This is a genomic window from Streptomyces sp. NPDC079141, assembly GCF_040686775.1.
In the GTDB taxonomy this organism is placed as follows: domain Bacteria; phylum Actinomycetota; class Actinomycetes; order Streptomycetales; family Streptomycetaceae; genus Streptomyces.
In genome coordinates, this window is sequence record NZ_JBFBLP010000016.1 from 70458 (window position 1) to 87282 (window position 16825).

A 16825-nucleotide genomic window follows, 5' to 3' on the forward strand; every position below is an offset into this window, starting at 1 on the left:
TGCATCGTTATACGAAGATGCTCAACGCGGCGGCCATCACGAACCCGACCACCGACAGCACCGTCTCCAGCACGGTCCACGTCTTGAGGGTGTCCCGCTCGCTGATGCCGAAGTACTTCGCCACCATCCAGAAGCCGCCGTCGTTGACGTGCGAGGCGAAGATCGAACCGGCCGAGATCGCCATGATGACGAGGGCCACGAAGGCCTGCGAGTGGTCGCCCTCCGCGAGAAGGGGCGCGACGATGCCCGCGGTCGTGACGATCGCCACCGTCGCCGAGCCCTGGGCGACCCGCAGGACGACGGAGATCAGGTAGGACAGCACGATCACCGGCAGTCCGACGTCGTTGAAGGTGTCGGACAGGGCCTGGGCCACGCCGCTCGCCTTCAGTACGGCGCCGAAGACCCCGCCCGCGCCGACGACCAGCAGGATGTTGCCGACCGGCTTGAGGGAGGACGTCGAGACGGTCTCCAGGGATCTGCGGGACCAGCCGCGGCGGATGCCGAGGACGTAGTAGGCGAGCAGCAGCGCGATCGTCAGGGCCACGAAGGGGTGCCCGAAGAACTCGATCACCGAGCGCGGGGTGGAGGGGTCAAGGGCGATCGAGGAGAAGGTGGCGGCGAGGATCAGGATCAGCGGCGTGCCGATGATGGCGAGGACCGTGCCGAGGGCGACCGGCTGCTCGCGCGGCTCGCGCTGCTCGTCCCGCACCGCGCGCTTGGCCTCCTCCGCCGCCTCGACCATGTCCTGCGGTACGGCGACGAAGATGCGGCGGCCGATCCAGGCGGAGAACACCCACGCGGCGAGCACGGCCGGGATGCCGCAGACGACGCCCATGAGGATGACCCAGCCGAGGTCCACGTGCAGCAGGCCGGCCGCGGCCACCGGGCCGGGGTGCGGGGGCAGGAAGGCGTGGGTCATCGACAGGCCGGCGAGCAGGGGAAGGCAGTAGAGCAGGATCGACTTGCCGCTGCGCTTCGCCGCCGCGTACACGATCGGCGCGAGGACGAAGATGCCGACGTCGAAGAAGACCGGGATGCCGAAGATGACACCGGTGATGCCCATGGCGAGGGGCGCTCTCTTCGCGCCGAACATCCCGAGCAGCCGGGAGGCCAGCACCTCGGCCCCGCCGCTGACTTCGAGAATCGCGCCGAGCATGGTGCCGAGGCCGATGATGATCGCGACATGGCCGAGGATGCCGCCCATGCCGGTCTCGATGGTGGAGACGGCGTCGGAGCGCTGGACGGTGCCGAAGAGTTCGGTGACCGACAGTCCGGCGAGCAGGCCGACGGTTATGGAGACGGCGAGCAGCGCGACGAACGGCTGGAGCCGGGCCTTGATGATCAGGAAGAGCAGCAGTGCGATACCGATGGCGGCGACGGTCAGCAGACCGGCCGTGCCGTCGATGAGCAGGAGCAGTCCACCGGTGTGGGGTGGGGCTTCGGGGGCGGGGGAAGCGGCGAGCGGGAAGGACATACGGGGGTCCTCTGCGTAAGTGCATACAGCTTTCGGGCAGGGGGGATCGCGGCACGGCACCCCAGCGGGTCGGGGTGCCGTGCCGTGTACGGCGTGCGGGAGTTGAGGGGGCGTCAGCCGAGGACGGCGAGCGCGTCGATCTCGATGAGCAGGCCCGCGGGGAGGCCGACGTAGACCGTCGTGCGCGCGGCGGGCGGGGCGGTGAGGTGCTGCGCCTCGAAGTAGGCGTTGTAGAGCTCGTTCATCTCGGCGAAGTGGGCCACGTCGGTCAGATAGACGCGGATCATCATCACGTCGTCCCAGCTCGCGCCGCCCTCCTCCAGGATCGCCTTGACGTTGGCGAGGGTCTGGAGGGTCTGCTCGCGCAGGCCCGGGCCGGCGGGCGTCGGGGGCTTGCCCTCCTCCGCCGGGAGGAAGCCGACCTGGCCGGCGACCTGGAGGATGTTGCCCTTCTTCACGCCGTGCGAGAACTTCGCGGGCGGAGTGGTGTGGGTCTTGGGGGTGAGCGCGATCTTGTCCGTCATTCGGGGTCCTTTGCTGGGGTCTTGCCGGAGTACTCGCCGCTGATCTCGTCCGCCGTGCGGCGCACCAGCGGCAGGAGGGTGAGGAGTTCGTCCGCGGTGACGACGACGTTGGGCGCGGAGACCGACATCGCGGCGACGACCCGGCCGTCGGCGCCGCGGATCGGGGCGGCCACGCAGTTGATGGACTCCTCGTGGCCGCCGAGGTCGGTGGCCCAGCCCTGTTCGCGCACGCGCTCCAGCTCCTTGAGGAAGGCGGGGGCGCTGGGGGTCGAACGGGCCGTGTACATGGGGTAGTCGAGCTTGTCGGCGAGGGCGCGGCGCTCGGCTTCGGGAAGGTCGGCGAGGAGGAGTTTCGCCACGGCGGCGACGGTGAGGGCGACGGGCTTGCCGATCCGCGAGTACATCCGCACCGGGTAGCGGGACTCCACCTTGTCGATGTAGAGCACCTCGTCCTCCTCGTACACGGCGAGGTGGACGGTGTGTCCGATCCGCTCGTTGAGGCGTACGAGGTGGGGGTGGGCGATCTCGCGGATGTCGAGGTTCTCCATGGCCTCCTGCGCGAGCGCGATGAGCCGGGCGCCGAGGCGGTAGCGCTGGTCGGACTGGCGGTAGACCATGCCGTGCTCGTGGAGGGTGCGCAGGAGGCGCAGGGCGGTGGACTTGTGCACGCCCAGCCGGTCGGCGACCTGTCCGAGGTCGGCGGGGCCCTCGGCGAGCAGCGGCAGGATGCTCAGCGCGCGGTCGACGGTCTGGCTCATGGGGTGGGTACCTCCTCCTCGGCCCGTTGTTCGGCCTGTGTCCAGCCGGGGCCGAGTCGAAGTGTCCCCCAAGCGTCCTCACCGAGAGCGGCCAGCCGGTCGGCGGTGTCGCGGGCGGGGGGCGGCGCGAGGTCGCCGGGGGTGGTGAGGGCGGCGGCGGCCCAGAGGTGGGCGTGGCGGAGCCGGTCACGGGCCGGGAGGTCTCGGAGGGTTGCCGAGAGGTATCCGGCGGCGAACGCGTCTCCGGCGCCGGTGGTTGCCACGACGTCGACAGTGGGGGCCGGTTCGAAGGTGGGCGGGGTGGGGGCCGGCGTGGGGGTGGGTTCGCTTGCCCGCGCTCGCGGGGTGCCGCCTTCTTTGGCAGCGGGGCCGCCCCAGCGGCACGACTGCCCGTAGCTGGGTGACTCGAAGGCGGTTGCCCCATCCGCCCCCTGCTTCACCACCAGTACGCCCGGCTCCGGCAGTGCCGTCCTGATCGCTTCCGGGCCCCCGGTCACTCCCCACGCCTCCTCCGCCTCGTCCTCCCCCACGAACACGAGGTCGGCATGCCGGGCCAGGTCCAGGAGGACGCCTGCGTCGGTGGCCTGCCAGAGGCCGGGGCGGTGGTTGACGTCGAAGGAGATCAGGGGGCGGCCGGGGCGGGGAGCCGTGAGTTCTCGCAGCAGCGTCAGACAGTCCTCCGACAGCGCTGCCGTGATGCCCGACAGGTGCAGGACCCGTGCCGCGCGCACCGCGCCCAGGTCCACGTTCCCGACGGTCATCGCCGACGCCGCCGAGCCCGCCCGGTAGTACGCCACTTCATGCGCGTCCGTGCCCCGGTCCCCGGCCGTACGGAAGTACACCCCCGTCGGCCGCAGCGGGTCCCGGCGGACGGCGGACACGTCGACGCCGTACGCCCCGACCGTCTCCACCAGGTGGTCGCCGAAGCCGTCGGCGCCGACCCGGCTCACCCATCTCGCCGTGTGCCCGGCCGCGGCCAGCGCGCAGGCCACGTTGGATTCCGCGCCGCCGATCCCGCGGTCGAAGGAGGGTACGTCGGCGAGGCGGCCCGGGCGGGTGGGCAGGAAGGTGACCATGGACTCGCCGAGCGCGACGACGTCCACGACGTCGGGGGCGTTGCGGGGTCCTGTGGCGGTCACGATCGTCGTAGCTCCCAGCCTTGTGTTCGTGTTGGCCGAGATGTTAGACAGCAGTAAGCGACATACGCAACGGACGTTGCAGTGCATGCAACGCTCCTGATCAGGGAGGCTCAATGGCCGCTGAAGCGCTCGCCCGCCTGGCCGAGGAACGCGTCGACCACCGCTTCAAGGGCCTCCCGCCGGACGCCGTCGGGCTCACCGTCGGCGAGCTGGCCGCCCAGCGTCGCAATCTGTTCACCGACGGATTCGCCACGCCCGTGCTGGCGCTGTCCGCCGAGCGGCTGGAGCACAACCTGCGGCTGATGGAGACGTACGCGGACCGCCACGGTCTCGCCTTCGCCCCGCACGGCAAGACCTCCATGGCCCCGCGGCTGTTCCAGCGCCAGATCGAGCACGGCGCCTGGGGCATCACGCTCGCTGTCCCGCACCAGGTGTGGGTGGCAAGGGAGTTCGGCATCCAGCGCGTCTTCCTCGCCAACGAACTCGTGGACGCCGCCTCCCTGCGCCGTATCGCCGCCGACCTGGCCGCCGACCCGTCCTTCCGCTTCGTCTGCTACGTCGACTCCGTGCGCGGCGTGGAGCTGATGGACGCGGCGCTGAAGGGGGCCGCCCGGCCCGTGGACGTCGTCGTCGAGCTCGCCGCCGGCGAGGGCGCGCGGACCGGGGTGCGGACGGAGGCTGAGTGCGCCGCGGTCGCCGACGCGGTGGCCGCCACCGGGACCCTGCGCCTGGTCGGCGTCGCCGGCTACGAGGGCGAGGTCCCGCAGGCCACCCCGGAGCGGGTCGCCGCCTGGCTGCACCGCCTGGTCTCCCTCGCCGTCGACTTCGACAAGGCGGGCCGTTTCTCGCGGACGGACGAGATCGTCGTCAGCGCGGGCGGCAGCGCCTGGTTCGACGCGGTGGCCGACGCGTTCGCCGCGATCCCCGAACTGAGCGCGCCCGTCCTGAAGTTGCTGCGCTCCGGCGCATACGTCAGCCACGACGACGGCCACTACCGCAAGCTCACCCCCTTCAACCGGGTCCCCGAGGAGGGCGCCCTGGAGCCCGCGTTCCGCCTGTGGGCGCAGGTGGTCTCCCGCCCCTCCCCCGAGCAGGCCTTCGTCAACGCCGGCAAACGCGACGCCGCCTACGACCTGGACCTCCCCTTCGCCCAGGTGGTCCGCCGCGACGGCGTCGAGCGCCCGGCCACCGGCATCGAGGTGACCGCCCTGTCGGACCAGCACGCCTGGCTGCGTACGGCCCCGGAGGCGGACCTGGAGGTCGGTGACTGGCTCGGCCTGGGGCTGTCCCACCCGTGCACGTCCTTCGACAAGTGGCAGCTGATCCCGCTCGCCGAGGCGGACGGCACGGTCGTCGACTACATCCGTACGTTCTTCTAGGAGGCCCGCTGTGGAGGACCTGGTCATCCGGGACGCGGAGGTGGTGGACGGCTCCGGCGCCCCCTCCTACCGCGCCGACGTGGTCGTCGACGACGGCAGGATCGTCTCGATCGTCAAGGAGGCCGCGGCGGCCGGCTGCCAGCGCCCGCGCGCCACGAGGGAGTTGGACGCGGAGGGGCTCGCCCTCTCCCCCGGCTTCGTCGACATGCACGCGCACAGCGACCTGGCGCTGCTCAGGGACCCGGACCACAGCGCGAAGGCCGCGCAGGGCGTCACCCTCGAAGTCATCGGGCAGGACGGGCTGTCGTACGCGCCGGTCGACGACCGTACGCTCGCCGAGGTGCGCCGTGCGATCACCGGCTGGAACGGGTACGGCGACGACATCGACTTCGACTGGCGGTCGGTGGGCGAGTACCTGGACCGGCTGGACCGCGGGATCGCGGTCAACGCCGCTTACCTGATCCCCCAGGGCACGGTCCGCGCCCTCGCCGTCGGCTGGGAGGACCGCGAGGCGACGCCCCAAGAGCTCGACCGGATGCGGCAGTTGGTCGCCGAGGGCATGGAGCAGGGCGCGGTCGGCATGTCGTCGGGGCTGACCTACACGCCGGGCATGTACGCGAAGGACGCCGAACTGACCGAACTGTGCCGGGTGGTGGCGTCCTACGACGGCTACTACTGCCCCCACCACCGCTCCTACGGGGCCGGAGCCCTGGAGGCCTACGAGGAGATGGTGGCCCTGACGGGGGAGGCGGGCTGTGCGCTCCATCTCGCCCACGCCACCATGAACTTCGGCGTGAACAAGGGCCGGGCGCCGGAGCTGCTGGACCTGCTGGACAAGGCGCTGGCGGCCGGCGCGGACATCAGCCTCGACACCTACCCCTACACCCCCGGCTGCACCACGCTCGCGGCGCTGCTGCCGAGCTGGGCGAGCGAGGGCGGACCGGAGGCGGTGCTGGCGCGGCTGCGGGACGAGGAGACCGCGGAGCGCATCCGCCACCATCTCGAAGTCATCGGCTCGGACGGCTGTCACGGGGTGGCGGTCGAGTGGGGGACGATCGAGATCTCGGGGGTGAGCGACCCCGCGCTCTCCTCGCACATCGGCCACCGCCTGGACGGCTGGACGACGGCCCGCCGCCTGCTGCTGTCGGACCGGCTCGGCTCGACGATCCTCCAGCACGTCGGCCACGAGGAGAACGTCCGGGCGATCATGCGCCACCGCGTCCACACGGGCGGCTCCGACGGCATCCTCCAGGGCAGCAAGCCGCATCCGCGGGCGTACGGCACGTTCCCGCGGTATCTCGGCCGGTACGTACGGGAGTTGGGCGTGCTGTCCCTGGAGGAGTGCGTCGCGCGTCTGACCGGCCGCCCGGCGGCCCGGCTGCGCCTGCCGGACCGCGGCCTGGTCCGCGAGGGCTACCGCGCCGACCTGGTTCTGTTCGACCCGGAGACGGTGGCGGCGGGCTCCACCTTCGCGGAGCCCCGCACGCTTCCCACGGGCATCCCGTACGTCCTGATCGACGGCCGTTTCGTGATCGAGGAGGGCCGTCGAACGGACGTACTGGCGGGGCGGGCGGTGCGGCGCACCCCGTAGACCGGTTACGGCTTGGGCAGGACGCACCCGGTGGCGCTCAGGTCCAGCTTGTTGTCGATGCCGAAGCAGGCGGGGATCTGGTAGGTCTGCTGGGCGTAGTTGATGCCCTGGCGGACGGTGACGTTGCCGCTCTCGTCGACCTCGCACGGGTTGTTCACCGTGCAGGTCTGGCCGTCCTCGTTGCCGGTGTTGTTGACGGCGACGACCTGTCCCGTGGCCTGGTCGAGCACCGGCGAGCCCGAGGTGCCGCCGATGGTGTTGCAGCTGGAGGTGTAACGGACGGAGTCCTTCCAGGTCCAGTCGCCCTCCTTGAGGCGGTAGGCGAACCCGTCGATGGAGCAGTTGTAGATCCGCTTCCAGTACCCGGAGACGACGCTGATGGCGGTGCCGGCGACGGGGTGCGTGTCGTTCAGGGTGAGCGCGTTGATGCCGTACGTCGACCTGATCTGCGCGTAGGTGCGGGTGAGCTGGTAGATCGCGGCGTCGGTGTCGGTCATCGTGGCGTAGGCGATCTTGCTGGCGCGCAGGGTGCCGACGCGGGTGCCGGCGGAGTTGAGCAGACCGAAGGAACGGCTGGAGGCCTGGTCGACGATGACCTCGCCGGGCCCGGGGAAGCCGGTCTCCAGGCAGTGGCCGTTGGTGAGGACGAGTGCCGGGTCGTTGTCCTCGGAGTCGGGCATCCGGATGACGGAGCCGGAGCAGTTGCTCAGTGCCACGGTCCCGGCGAAGTTCACGGCCTGGATCGCGGGCGCGGCGCTGTCGCCCCGCTCGGGAGCCGCGACCGCGGGTGCCGCGCCGGCCCCGGCGATGGCCAGGGCGGAGAGCGCGACGACGAGAGGCTTTCTCATGTGGGGGTCCCCTCTTGCAACGAAGGTGACCGGAGATCTTCCGGCCACCCGCTGATTTGTCATGCGCATTGTTATGTGAGGGGGCTGTGAGAACAAGCGGTTGTTTCCGGCCAAGGCGCGTTCAGGGCATGGCTGATGGCGCCCCGGCGGGGGCGCTGAACACTCATGGATTACTTCGGCCCTTTGGGCCTACTTTGGCCCTTTGGTCCCACCCGCACCGTTGCCCGGCTTGTCGTCGGAGTTGCCCGGTGCCGTGCCGTCGTCGGGAGCACTGGAGGTGGAGGACGTCTCATCGGGAGCCGTGGTCGTCGACTTCTCCGACGGGGAGGCGGACCCCTTCCCGTCCTTGGTGGCATCCGCCGACCCTCCCGCACCGGGGGCCGTCGTGGCGGACGAGCCGGAGCCCGGGGTGGACGGATCGTCCGTCGCGCCCGGGCCGTCGAGCACGCCCGGGTCGTCCGTCGACGAGCTCGCCGGGTCCTTGGTGCCCTCGGAGCCGTCCGGGGAGTCGGAGGAGAACGCGAAACCGGCGACCAGGGCGGCCACGGACGCCGCGCCCACCGCGCCGACGGCCATCAGCGCACGGCGCCGGTTCATGCGCCGGTGCTGCGCGCGCCGGGCCGTGCGGCTGCCGGCGTCGGGCTCCCAGTAGGACTCCCAGTCCTCGCGTTCCTCGCGTCCCTCGGACGCCTGGGGCACCTCGGGCACCTCAGGCACCTCTGGCCGGAAAGGAGCCATGGGCGGCTCCTCGGGTATCTGCGGCAGTTCGCTCGTCTCGTCGTACGCGTTCTGCCAGCCGTGCGCCACGGCCGGATCGGCGTACTCCTGGTAGTCGGGGGACGGCGCGGTCTGCGGGACGTACACGTTCGGCGGGCCCTCCGGCCCGTCCCCCTCCAGAGCGCCCGTCGCACCATTCGCGGCATTCACAGCATTCGCCCCGTTTTCGTACTGAGGTGGCCTGGACATGGCCGCGCATTGTAGAGACGGGAGGGGCCTGTGGGACAGCTACCGGCGATAACCACCCAAACCAACCTGTCTCAAGTGGTGGAAAACACGGCCCAGGGTGCGTTACCGGGCCGTAAGCTCCCAGACATGCAGGTGATCCAGTCGACCAAGCTTGCCAACGTCTGTTACGAGATCCGGGGCCCGGTTCTCGAAGAGGCCATGCGGCTTGAGGCGGCGGGCCACCGCATCCTCAAGCTGAACACCGGAAACCCGGCCGCCTTCGGCTTCGAGTGCCCGCCGGAGATCCTGGAGGACATCCTCCGGAACGTGTCCTCGTCCCATGGATACGGCGACGCGAAGGGACTGCTCGCCGCCCGCCGGGCCGTCGTCATGCACAACCAGACCCTCGGCATCGAGACCGACGTCGAGCACGTCTTCATCGGCAACGGCGCGTCCGAGCTGATCGTGATGGCGATGCAGGCGCTCCTGGACGACGGGGACGAGGTCCTCGTCCCCTCGCCCGACTACCCGCTGTGGACGGCGGCCGTCTCCCTGTCCGGCGGCACGGCCGTGCACTACCGGTGCGACGAGCAGTCCGACTGGATGCCGGACCTCGCCGACGTGGAACGGAAGATCACCGACCGCACCAAGGCGATCGTGATCATCAACCCGAACAACCCCACGGGGGCCGTGTACGACGAGGCCATGATCAGGGGCCTCACCGACATCGCCCGGCGCCACAACCTGCTGGTCTGCTCCGACGAGATCTACGACAAGATCCTCTACGACGGCGCCACGCACACCGCCACCGCCAAGATCGCCCCGGATCTGCTCACGCTCACCTTCAACGGCATGTCGAAGGCGTACCGGGTGGCCGGCTACCGGGTCGGCTGGATGTCGATCTCCGGGCCGCGCGCGCACGCGGACTCCTACATCGAGGGTCTGACGATCCTGGCGAACATGCGCCTGTGCGCGAACATGCCCGGCCAGCACGGCGTGGTCGCCGCCCTGAGCGGCCGGCAGACCATCAACGACCTGGTGCTTCCCGGCGGGCGGCTCAAGGAGCAGATGGACACCGCGTACGAGCTGCTGACGCAGATCCCGGGGGTGAGCTGCGTACGGCCGAAGGGCGCGTTGTACCTCTTCCCGCGGCTCGACCCCAAGGTGTTCAAGATCAAGGACGACCGGCAGCTGGTGCTGGACCTGCTGCGGCGCGAGAAGATCATGGTGGTCCAGGGCACGGGCTTCAACTGGAGCGAGCCGGACCACTTCCGCGTCGTGACCCTGCCGACGGTCGGCGACCTCAGGGACGCGGTGACGCGGATCGGGAACTTCCTCGACGGCTACAGCCAGCCCTGACCAGCAGTTCCGCGAACGGCTCAACTTTAGACGAAATCTAAGCTAGGATGGCTTCCTGACAGCACAGGAGGCCGTCCCATGTACGAACCGATCCGCACCAAGTCGGTCCACAGCACGATGGCCGGCACCACCTCCGACTTCCCCCACCGGTCGCGCGAGGAGGAGCTGGACATCCAACTGGCGGGCCATCTCGCGGCACTGCTCGCCGTGACCGACGAACTGCGCGCGGTGGAGCCGTCCGGCGAACTGGACGCGGCGGCGGCGCGGCTCGCGGAGCAGGTGACGCGACTTCGGGGCGGAACCTGCGTGCGTGCGGTGCCCAGCGGCAAGGGGCACGAGGTCGCTGCGCTGCACGAGCGGGCGCACACGCTGGCCGGGCGGGCGCTGGTCGTTGCGGCATCCCGCGCCGACACGGCCGTTGCCATCCTGGCCGCCGAGCGCATGGACGCGCACTCGCTGCGCTTGGCTGTGCCGCGGTAGGTCGCTTGTTCCGTGCGGCGCCCTCGTGGCTTGTCGCGCCCACGCGGCGGAGCCGCACATCGACACAGCCCCGCGCCCCTATGGGGCGCCTCTGATCGGCCCCGGTCCGCGTGCACCCGCAGCGACGCGCGGACCGGGTGCCACACACCCGGGCGCGGAGTCCCGTACTCCCGTTGCATACCGGGAACGGTCGGTCACCCCTCGTTCACCTGACCTGCCCAGGAACGTCTGATTCCGCGAGCACGCTCCCGGGCGTGAGACGTATCGCAGGAATCGTCCTCGCGGTGCTGCTGATCGGTGGCGTGGTGGCCGCCGTCGTCGCAGGCCGCAGCAACGAGGACCAGGGCACGGCAACGAAGACCGTGCGCGGAGTGATCGGATCGGAGAAGGCGGAGTTCTTCGCCGATCCCGACGTGGTGAAGGCCCTCGCCGCCAAGGGCTACACCGTGCAGGCCGAGACCTCAGGGTCATGGGCCATGGAGGGGCTGGACCTCAAGGGGTACGACTTCGCCCTGCCCTCCAGCCAGGCACCGGCCACCGAGCTCGCCGCGAAGTACAAGGTCGGAGGAACGCTCCCCCGCCCCTTCTACTCGCCCCTCGTCGTCGTGGCGCACAAGAGCGCCGCCGAGGTGCTCGCGGGGAACAAGCTCGCCACCCTGGACGCCGATCACCGCGGCACCCTGAGGATGGCCGAATATCTCGACGCGGTCCGCGCGGACCGCACCTGGCAGCAGCTCAAGGGGGCCGCCAAGTACGGGGAGCTGACCGGCACCCTCTACCTGTCCAGCACCGACCCGGAGACCTCCAACTCCGGCGCCCTCTATCTCGCGGCGGCCTCCTACGTCGACAACGGCGGCAAGGTCGTCGCGAGCGACGCCGAGGTCGGCAAAACGGCTCCGCTGCTGCGGAAGCTGGTGAGTGTGCAGGGCGCCCAGCAGTCCAGCACGGACGCGGCGTTCCGGGACTTCGTCAGCGGCGCCGGCAATCCGCTCGTACTCGTCTACGAGTCGCAGGTCGCCGCGCTCCTGGCGGACGGACAGCAGCCGGACGACCTGGTCGTCCTCTACCCGGACACCACGGTCAACAGTGACCACACCGTCGTACCGCTCACCGAGAACGGCCGCGCACTGGCCGAACTCCTGGCCACGGACGCGGAGTTGCGGAAGCTGGAGCTGCGGCACGGCTTCCGGCCGCAGGGCGCGGCCGCCGCGTTCGCCTCGGCCGACACCTATCTCAAGCAGGAACTGACCGGCGTCCGCCAGGCACCCGTGCCCACCTCCGCGGTGCTGCACGAGCTGGCGCGCCGAGCAACGGGGGACTCCGCATGACCGACAACGAGTTCACGCTCACGCCGCCCGAGCCGGTCGCGGCCGTGCCGCGGGAGAAGGCCGGCGGGCTGGTGCCCGTCGACGACACCGTCCGCGCGGGCATCGCGCAGAAGGCGGCCGACTACGTCCAGGGCCTCGCCGTCCTCGACGCCCGCTCCCCGGAGTTCGCGGGCAAGGTCGGCGAGATCACCGCGCTCGGCGCCGGCGAGATGCGCGGCGCCGCGGCGCAGTCCAACCGGATGCTGGAGCGCACCGTGCGCAGCCTGCCCGCCAAGGGCGGCGACGCCCAGTCGCAGGTCGCGGGCTCGCTGGTGGAGCTGCGGCGGGTGGTGGAGGACCTGGATCCGCGCGACCTGCCCGCGAACAAGGGGCGCAAGTTCCTCTCCCGGCTGCCCGGCGGCAACAAGCTGCGCGACCACGTCGCCAAGTACGCCTCCGCGCAGGGGACTCTCAACCGGATCGTCGGCTCGCTGCGCGGCGGTCAGGACGAACTGCGCCGGGACAACGCCGCGTTGCAGACCGAGCGGGTCCGCCTGTGGGAGACCATGGGCAAGCTCCAGGAGTACGTCGTGCTGACCGAGGCGCTGGACACGGCGGTTGAGCAGCACATCGACGGGGTCGGCGATCCCCAGCAGGCCGACCAGCTGCGCTCCGACGTCCTCTTCCCGGTCCGGCAGAAGCACCAGGACCTGCTCACCCAGCTCGCGGTGTGCGCCCAGGGCTACCTCGCCATGGACGTCGTACGCCGCAACAACGAAGAGCTGATCAAGGGGGTGGACCGGGCGGCCACGACCACCGTGTCGGCCCTGCGGATCTCGGTGATGCTGGCCTCGGCGCTCGACAGCCAGAAGAAGGTCGTCGAGCAGGTCAACGCGTTGCGCGGGACGACGGAGGACCTCATCCGGGGCAATGCCGAGATGCTCGCCACGCAGAGCGGGGAGATCCAGCGCATCGCCGCCGATCCGGCGGTGGGCGCGGAGACCCTGCGCTCGGCGTTCCAGCAGATCTACCGCACCCTCGACGCGATCGACACCTACAAGGTCCAGGCGACCGAGGTGATGGCCTCGACGGTGGAGTCCCTCACCAGCGAACTCCAGCACGCCAGTGCCTACTTGGAGCGCAGCCGGTCGCAGGGCGCGCTGGAAGGGGGGCTCGGATGAGACGTGCCGCAGCTCCGCTCGCCCTCGCCCTCGCCCTGCTCACCGCGTGCACCGCGCAGGAGGAGAAGAAGGAGGGCCCGGCCGCCCCCGAGCCCGGCACCCTGCGCGTCCTCGCCTCCAGCGAGCTCGAAGACATGACCCCGGTCCTGGAGAAGGTCGAGCAGGACACCGGGATCAAGGTCCGGCCCACCTACATGGGCACCCTCGACGCCGTGGACCTGCTGGCGAAGGGGAAGGCGGACGGGTCGTACGACGCCCTGTGGCTGTCCTCCAACGACTATCTGCGGCTGCGTCCCGAGGCGGCGAAGAAGGTCGTGTCGGAGACGCCCGTCATGGCCAGCCCGGTTGCCGTCGGCGTGAAGACCGACACCGTGCGGAAGCTGGGGTGGAAGCCCGAGGACGTCACCTGGTCCCAGGTCGACAAGGCCGTCCGGGACGGGAAGCTGACGTACGGCATGACCGATCCCGCGCGCTCCAACTCCGGTTTCGCCACGCTGGTCTCGGTCGCCTCGGCGCTCTCCGGCGCCCAGTCCGCCCTCACCGAGACCGATGTCGAAGAGGCGAGCCCCCGTCTGAAGGAGTTCTTCGAGGGGCAGCAGCTGACCTCCGGTTCCTCGGGCTGGCTGGCGGCGGCCTACAAGCGGCGCGGGGACGTCGACGCCCTGCTCAACTACGAGTCCGTCCTCAAGGGCATCCCGGGCCTGACCGTGATCCGCCCCCGTGACGGCGTCGTCACCGCCGACTACCCGCTCTCCTCGCTCGCCTCCACGAAGACCGCCGTCCGCGAGGACGTCCGCCGGCTGGCCGAGGCCCTGCGCACTCCGGCCGTCCAGCGGGAGATCACCGAGCGCACCCACCGCCGTCCGGTCGTCGCCTCCGTGGCCCCGGCAGCCGGCCTGGACACCACCCGCCGCCGCGAACTGCCCTTCCCGGGCAGCCGTTCCGTCGCCGACGGGCTGCTCCACTCCTACGAGAACGAGCTGCGCCGCCCCTCGCGGACCGTGTACGTCCTCGACACCTCCGGCTCGATGGAGGGCGAGCGGCTGGACCGCCTCAAGGAGGCGCTGACCGAGCTGACCGGTGACTTCCGCGAGCGGGAGGAGGTGACGCTGATGCCGTTCGGCTCGGACGTGAAGTCCGCCAGCACCCATGTCGTGGATCCCGCCGACCCCGACCGCGGCCTGGACGCCATCCGCAAGGACACCGAGGCGCTCACGGCGGAGGGCGACACCGCGATCTACACGGCGGTGGAGGCGGCCTACGGGCATCTCGCCGTCGACCAGGGCACGTTCTCGTCGATCGTGCTGATGACGGACGGGGAGAACACGACCGGCCGGGACGCGGAGCACTTCGAGCTCTTCTACACGGGCCTGAAGAGCACGTTCAAGGACATCCCCGTCTTCCCGATCCTCTTCGGCGACTCCGAACGCTCCGAGCTGGAACACATCGCCGAGCTGACCGGCGGCCGTCTCTTCGACGCCCAACAGGGCTCGCTGGACGGCGCCTTCGAGGAGATCCGTGGCTATCAGTAGGTTCCTGGAGTCCCGCAAGAACATCACCGGCAGCGCCTGCGGGCTGGTCGGCGTGGTGCTCACCTTCGCCGGGGTGGCGGGCCCGTACTGGCCCGTCGTCGTCGCCGGTCTGTACGGCGCGGGCGCGCTGATCGCCCCGCCGGAGCGGCCCGCGCTGCCCGACTTCCCCGACCCCTCGGCCCAACTGGACGAGCTGCGCGGCGACTTCGGGAAGCTGTGCGGATATCTGGCGGAGGTCGACCTGCCGCCGGCCGCCACGGGCTCCCTCACCGAGCTGACCGACCTGCTGACCGCGCTGCTGGACCCGGGCTGGGCCGGCGAGCTGCTGGTCCAGGACCCGGAGGGCGTGCACACCCTGTCCCGGGCCGTACGGCAGGACCTTCCCGAGGCCGTCGACACGTTCGTACGGACCCGGTGGTGGACCCGGCTGGCGCCGGGGCAGGAGGCGCCGGAGCGGCAGCTGGAGCGTCAGCTCGGGGTGCTGCGGCGGGAGGCGGAGAGCCTGGCGGCAGGCCTCAGGGATACGGAGGCCCGCCGCCAGGAGACCCACACCCGGTACCTGGAGGGCCGGGGTGGCGCCGACGGGGTCAGCGCGTGACGTACACCGTCGCCGAGGCCGTCGAGCCCTCGTGCAGGTCGTCGCCCGGCCAGCTGACCGTGTAGGTCACCTCGCGCCGGGCGCGCGGGATGTCGTTGATGGTGAACGTGCCGTCCGCGGCCACGGTCACCGACGACAGCGTGCCGGTGCCCTCCCGGTCGGTGCGCTGCACCTTGAGCACCGCCCGCTCCGGCAGCGCCTTGCCCTGCGCGGTGAACGTGCCGGTGATCTCCACACCCGTGCTCATCGAGGCCTCCGCCGGGGCGGTGAGCGCGATGGAGGTGGCGGCCTTGCCGACGGACACCGTGTGGGTGACGTCGTTCGCCGGGCGGTGGGTGAGGTCGCCGAGGTAGGACACGGTGTAGGTGGCGTCGCCGACGAGGTCGGGCTCGTCGAGGACGGTGTAGGAGCCGTCCTCCTTCACGGTGAAGGTGCCCAGGTCGTGGGTGCCGTTCGCGTCCGTGCGGGTCGCCGTGACCTTCAGCGGCTCGGCGGGCGCCGGGCCGTCGTACTCCAGCTTGCCGCGCACCGACAGCGGCTCGCCCGCGACGGCCTGGGCGGGGCTGTGCGTGAACGTGTCACTGAGGCGGACGTCGTACTGGACGGCCGGGGGCTGGATGACATGCAGCCAGTACTGGCTGCCGGCGGCATTGGTGGTGACCGTGAACAGCCGCGAGCCGTCCGCCGCCCACTCCATGCCGCGGGGCGCGACCCGGTCGCCGTCGAGGCTGCCCTCGAAGACGAACTCCAGCGGGGCGGTGGAGTCGCCCGGGTCGGCGGGCTGCACCAGCAGGTCGGGGGTGGAGCCCGCGGCCGAGGCGCCGCGGGCGATGTACTTGCCGTCGCCGCTGAACGCGACCGCGCTGGCGGTGGCACCGGAGGGCAGGGCCTGGTAGCCGCTTGCCGCGTCCGTCAGGTCGCCGGTGTTCAGCAGGCGGGTGCCGTAGGCGGCGTCGGCCACGGCGACCTTGCTGCCGTCGGCGGAGAGCGCCATGTCCTTCAGGTCCAGGGCGCCCTTGCCGTCGGCGTCGGCGAAACGGCGGGCGGCGTTGCGCACGAGGGTGCCGTTGCTCGTGTCGAAGACGGTGAGGAAGGGGTTGGCCGCGCTGGAGTTGGACGGCTGGCCCATCAGCATCCGGTCGCCCGGACCGGCCTCCAGCTGGAGCTTGCCGTTGTCCTGCCAGTTGGTGCGCCCGGCCGTGCTGTCCAGGTAGGTGAGCGTGGCGTCGCACTGGGCGGTGTAGTACGAGTACGGCGTGGTGAAGTACAGCTGGCCGCCGGAGAAGGCCAGGCTGCGGCCGCAGTTGTCGGTGGACGCGTAGCTGTTGTTGCTCACCTGGTAGGTGGTGGTGTCCACCTTGTAGATCCAGTCCCGCCCGCCGGCGTACAGCGTGGCGCCGTCGGCGCTGAGCGCGAGGCCGGAGACGTGCTGGGTGGTGCTGATGGTGGTGACGCGCTCGCCGTCGAAGGTGTACACCGCGATGATGCCGCTGTTGTAGTAGCTGTCGGTGCGGGAGTCGGCGACGTACACGCGCTGGTGCACGTTGTCGACGGCCAGCGCCGAGTACGACGAGATCGGCAGCTTGGCCACGACGACGGAGGCCGCCGCGTGCGCCGCGGGCGCGGCGGCGACCGTCAGTCCGGTCCCGGCGAGCGCGGCGGCGAGAACCGTGGCCGCGAGGCGTCCGGAACGGTGTGCTGTATTCAACT

15 protein-coding genes are annotated in these 16825 nt (G+C 71.0%); 8 read left to right on the forward strand and 7 right to left on the reverse strand.

Annotation, left to right across the window (positions count from 1 at the left end):
• Positions 1–7: 7 nt before the first annotated feature.
• The 4 genes from AB0Q90_RS32915 to AB0Q90_RS32930 form a co-directional block, all read right to left on the reverse strand.
• On the reverse strand, positions 8–1474 hold the full coding sequence (locus AB0Q90_RS32915) for a gluconate:H+ symporter (protein WP_363163547.1): 1467 nt from the start codon (positions 1472–1474) through the stop codon (positions 8–10).
• A 113-nt stretch (positions 1475–1587) separates the two neighbouring features.
• Entirely contained in the window at positions 1588–1998 is a 411-nt protein-coding gene (locus AB0Q90_RS32920; protein ID WP_363163546.1) for a RidA family protein, read from the reverse strand.
• Positions 1995–2756: an IclR family transcriptional regulator gene (locus AB0Q90_RS32925; protein ID WP_363163545.1), complete on the reverse strand. Its 762-nt coding sequence runs from the start codon at positions 2754–2756 to the stop codon at positions 1995–1997. Before AB0Q90_RS32925 ends, AB0Q90_RS32920 begins: the two co-directional genes overlap by 4 nt.
• A complete protein-coding gene (locus AB0Q90_RS32930) occupies positions 2753–3895 on the reverse strand; it encodes a sugar kinase (RefSeq protein WP_363163544.1) in 1143 nt (380 codons plus the stop codon). Before AB0Q90_RS32930 ends, AB0Q90_RS32925 begins: the two co-directional genes overlap by 4 nt.
• 113 nt (positions 3896–4008) lie before the next feature.
• On the opposite strand from AB0Q90_RS32930, the gene AB0Q90_RS32935 reads away from it, so the two are divergent.
• Entirely contained in the window at positions 4009–5274 is a 1266-nt protein-coding gene (locus AB0Q90_RS32935) for an alanine racemase (protein WP_363163543.1), read from the forward strand.
• Between the two features lie 10 nt (positions 5275–5284).
• Positions 5285–6865, forward strand: a complete 1581-nt coding sequence (locus AB0Q90_RS32940) for a D-aminoacylase (protein WP_363163542.1) — start codon at positions 5285–5287, stop codon at positions 6863–6865.
• 5 nt (positions 6866–6870) lie between these two features.
• Here AB0Q90_RS32940 and AB0Q90_RS32945 read toward each other — a convergent pair whose 3' ends face one another.
• Both AB0Q90_RS32945 and AB0Q90_RS32950 read right to left on the reverse strand, forming a co-directional pair.
• The gene (locus AB0Q90_RS32945) at positions 6871–7713 is read right to left on the reverse strand and encodes a serine protease (RefSeq protein ID WP_363163541.1); all 843 of its coding nucleotides are present in this window, start codon (positions 7711–7713) and stop codon (positions 6871–6873) included.
• 189 nt (positions 7714–7902) lie between these two features.
• Positions 7903–8640, reverse strand: coding sequence for a hypothetical protein (locus AB0Q90_RS32950; RefSeq protein ID WP_363163540.1), 738 nt, complete (start codon positions 8638–8640; stop codon positions 7903–7905).
• Positions 8641–8805: 165 nt separating this feature from the next.
• Between AB0Q90_RS32950 and AB0Q90_RS32955 the strand changes: the two genes are divergently transcribed.
• The 6 genes from AB0Q90_RS32955 to AB0Q90_RS32980 all read left to right on the forward strand — a co-directional run bounded on the left by AB0Q90_RS32955 (position 8806) and on the right by AB0Q90_RS32980 (position 15115).
• On the forward strand, positions 8806–10017 hold the full coding sequence (locus AB0Q90_RS32955; protein WP_363163539.1) for a pyridoxal phosphate-dependent aminotransferase: 1212 nt from the start codon (positions 8806–8808) through the stop codon (positions 10015–10017).
• 78 nt (positions 10018–10095) lie between these two features.
• Positions 10096–10497 carry a hypothetical protein gene (locus AB0Q90_RS32960; RefSeq protein ID WP_363163538.1) on the forward strand — a complete coding sequence of 134 codons (402 nt, stop codon included), beginning with the start codon at positions 10096–10098 and terminating at the stop codon, positions 10495–10497.
• 254 nt (positions 10498–10751) lie between these two features.
• Positions 10752–11825, forward strand: a complete 1074-nt coding sequence (locus tag AB0Q90_RS32965) for a hypothetical protein (RefSeq protein WP_363163537.1) — start codon at positions 10752–10754, stop codon at positions 11823–11825.
• Positions 11822–12985, forward strand: coding sequence for a toxic anion resistance protein (locus AB0Q90_RS32970; RefSeq protein ID WP_363163536.1), 1164 nt, complete (start codon positions 11822–11824; stop codon positions 12983–12985). The genes AB0Q90_RS32965 and AB0Q90_RS32970 overlap by 4 nt, the downstream gene beginning before the upstream one ends.
• Positions 12982–14517, forward strand: coding sequence for a VWA domain-containing protein (locus AB0Q90_RS32975; RefSeq protein ID WP_363163535.1), 1536 nt, complete (start codon positions 12982–12984; stop codon positions 14515–14517). Before AB0Q90_RS32970 ends, AB0Q90_RS32975 begins: the two co-directional genes overlap by 4 nt.
• On the forward strand, positions 14504–15115 hold the full coding sequence (locus AB0Q90_RS32980) for a hypothetical protein (RefSeq protein ID WP_363163534.1): 612 nt from the start codon (positions 14504–14506) through the stop codon (positions 15113–15115). The genes AB0Q90_RS32975 and AB0Q90_RS32980 overlap by 14 nt, the downstream gene beginning before the upstream one ends.
• Here AB0Q90_RS32980 and AB0Q90_RS32985 read toward each other — a convergent pair.
• A complete protein-coding gene (locus tag AB0Q90_RS32985) occupies positions 15105–16823 on the reverse strand; it encodes an Ig-like domain repeat protein (protein ID WP_363163533.1) in 1719 nt (572 codons plus the stop codon). The two genes, AB0Q90_RS32980 and AB0Q90_RS32985, sit on opposite strands and share 11 nt — an antisense overlap.
• Between the last annotated feature and the right edge of the window lie 2 nt (positions 16824–16825).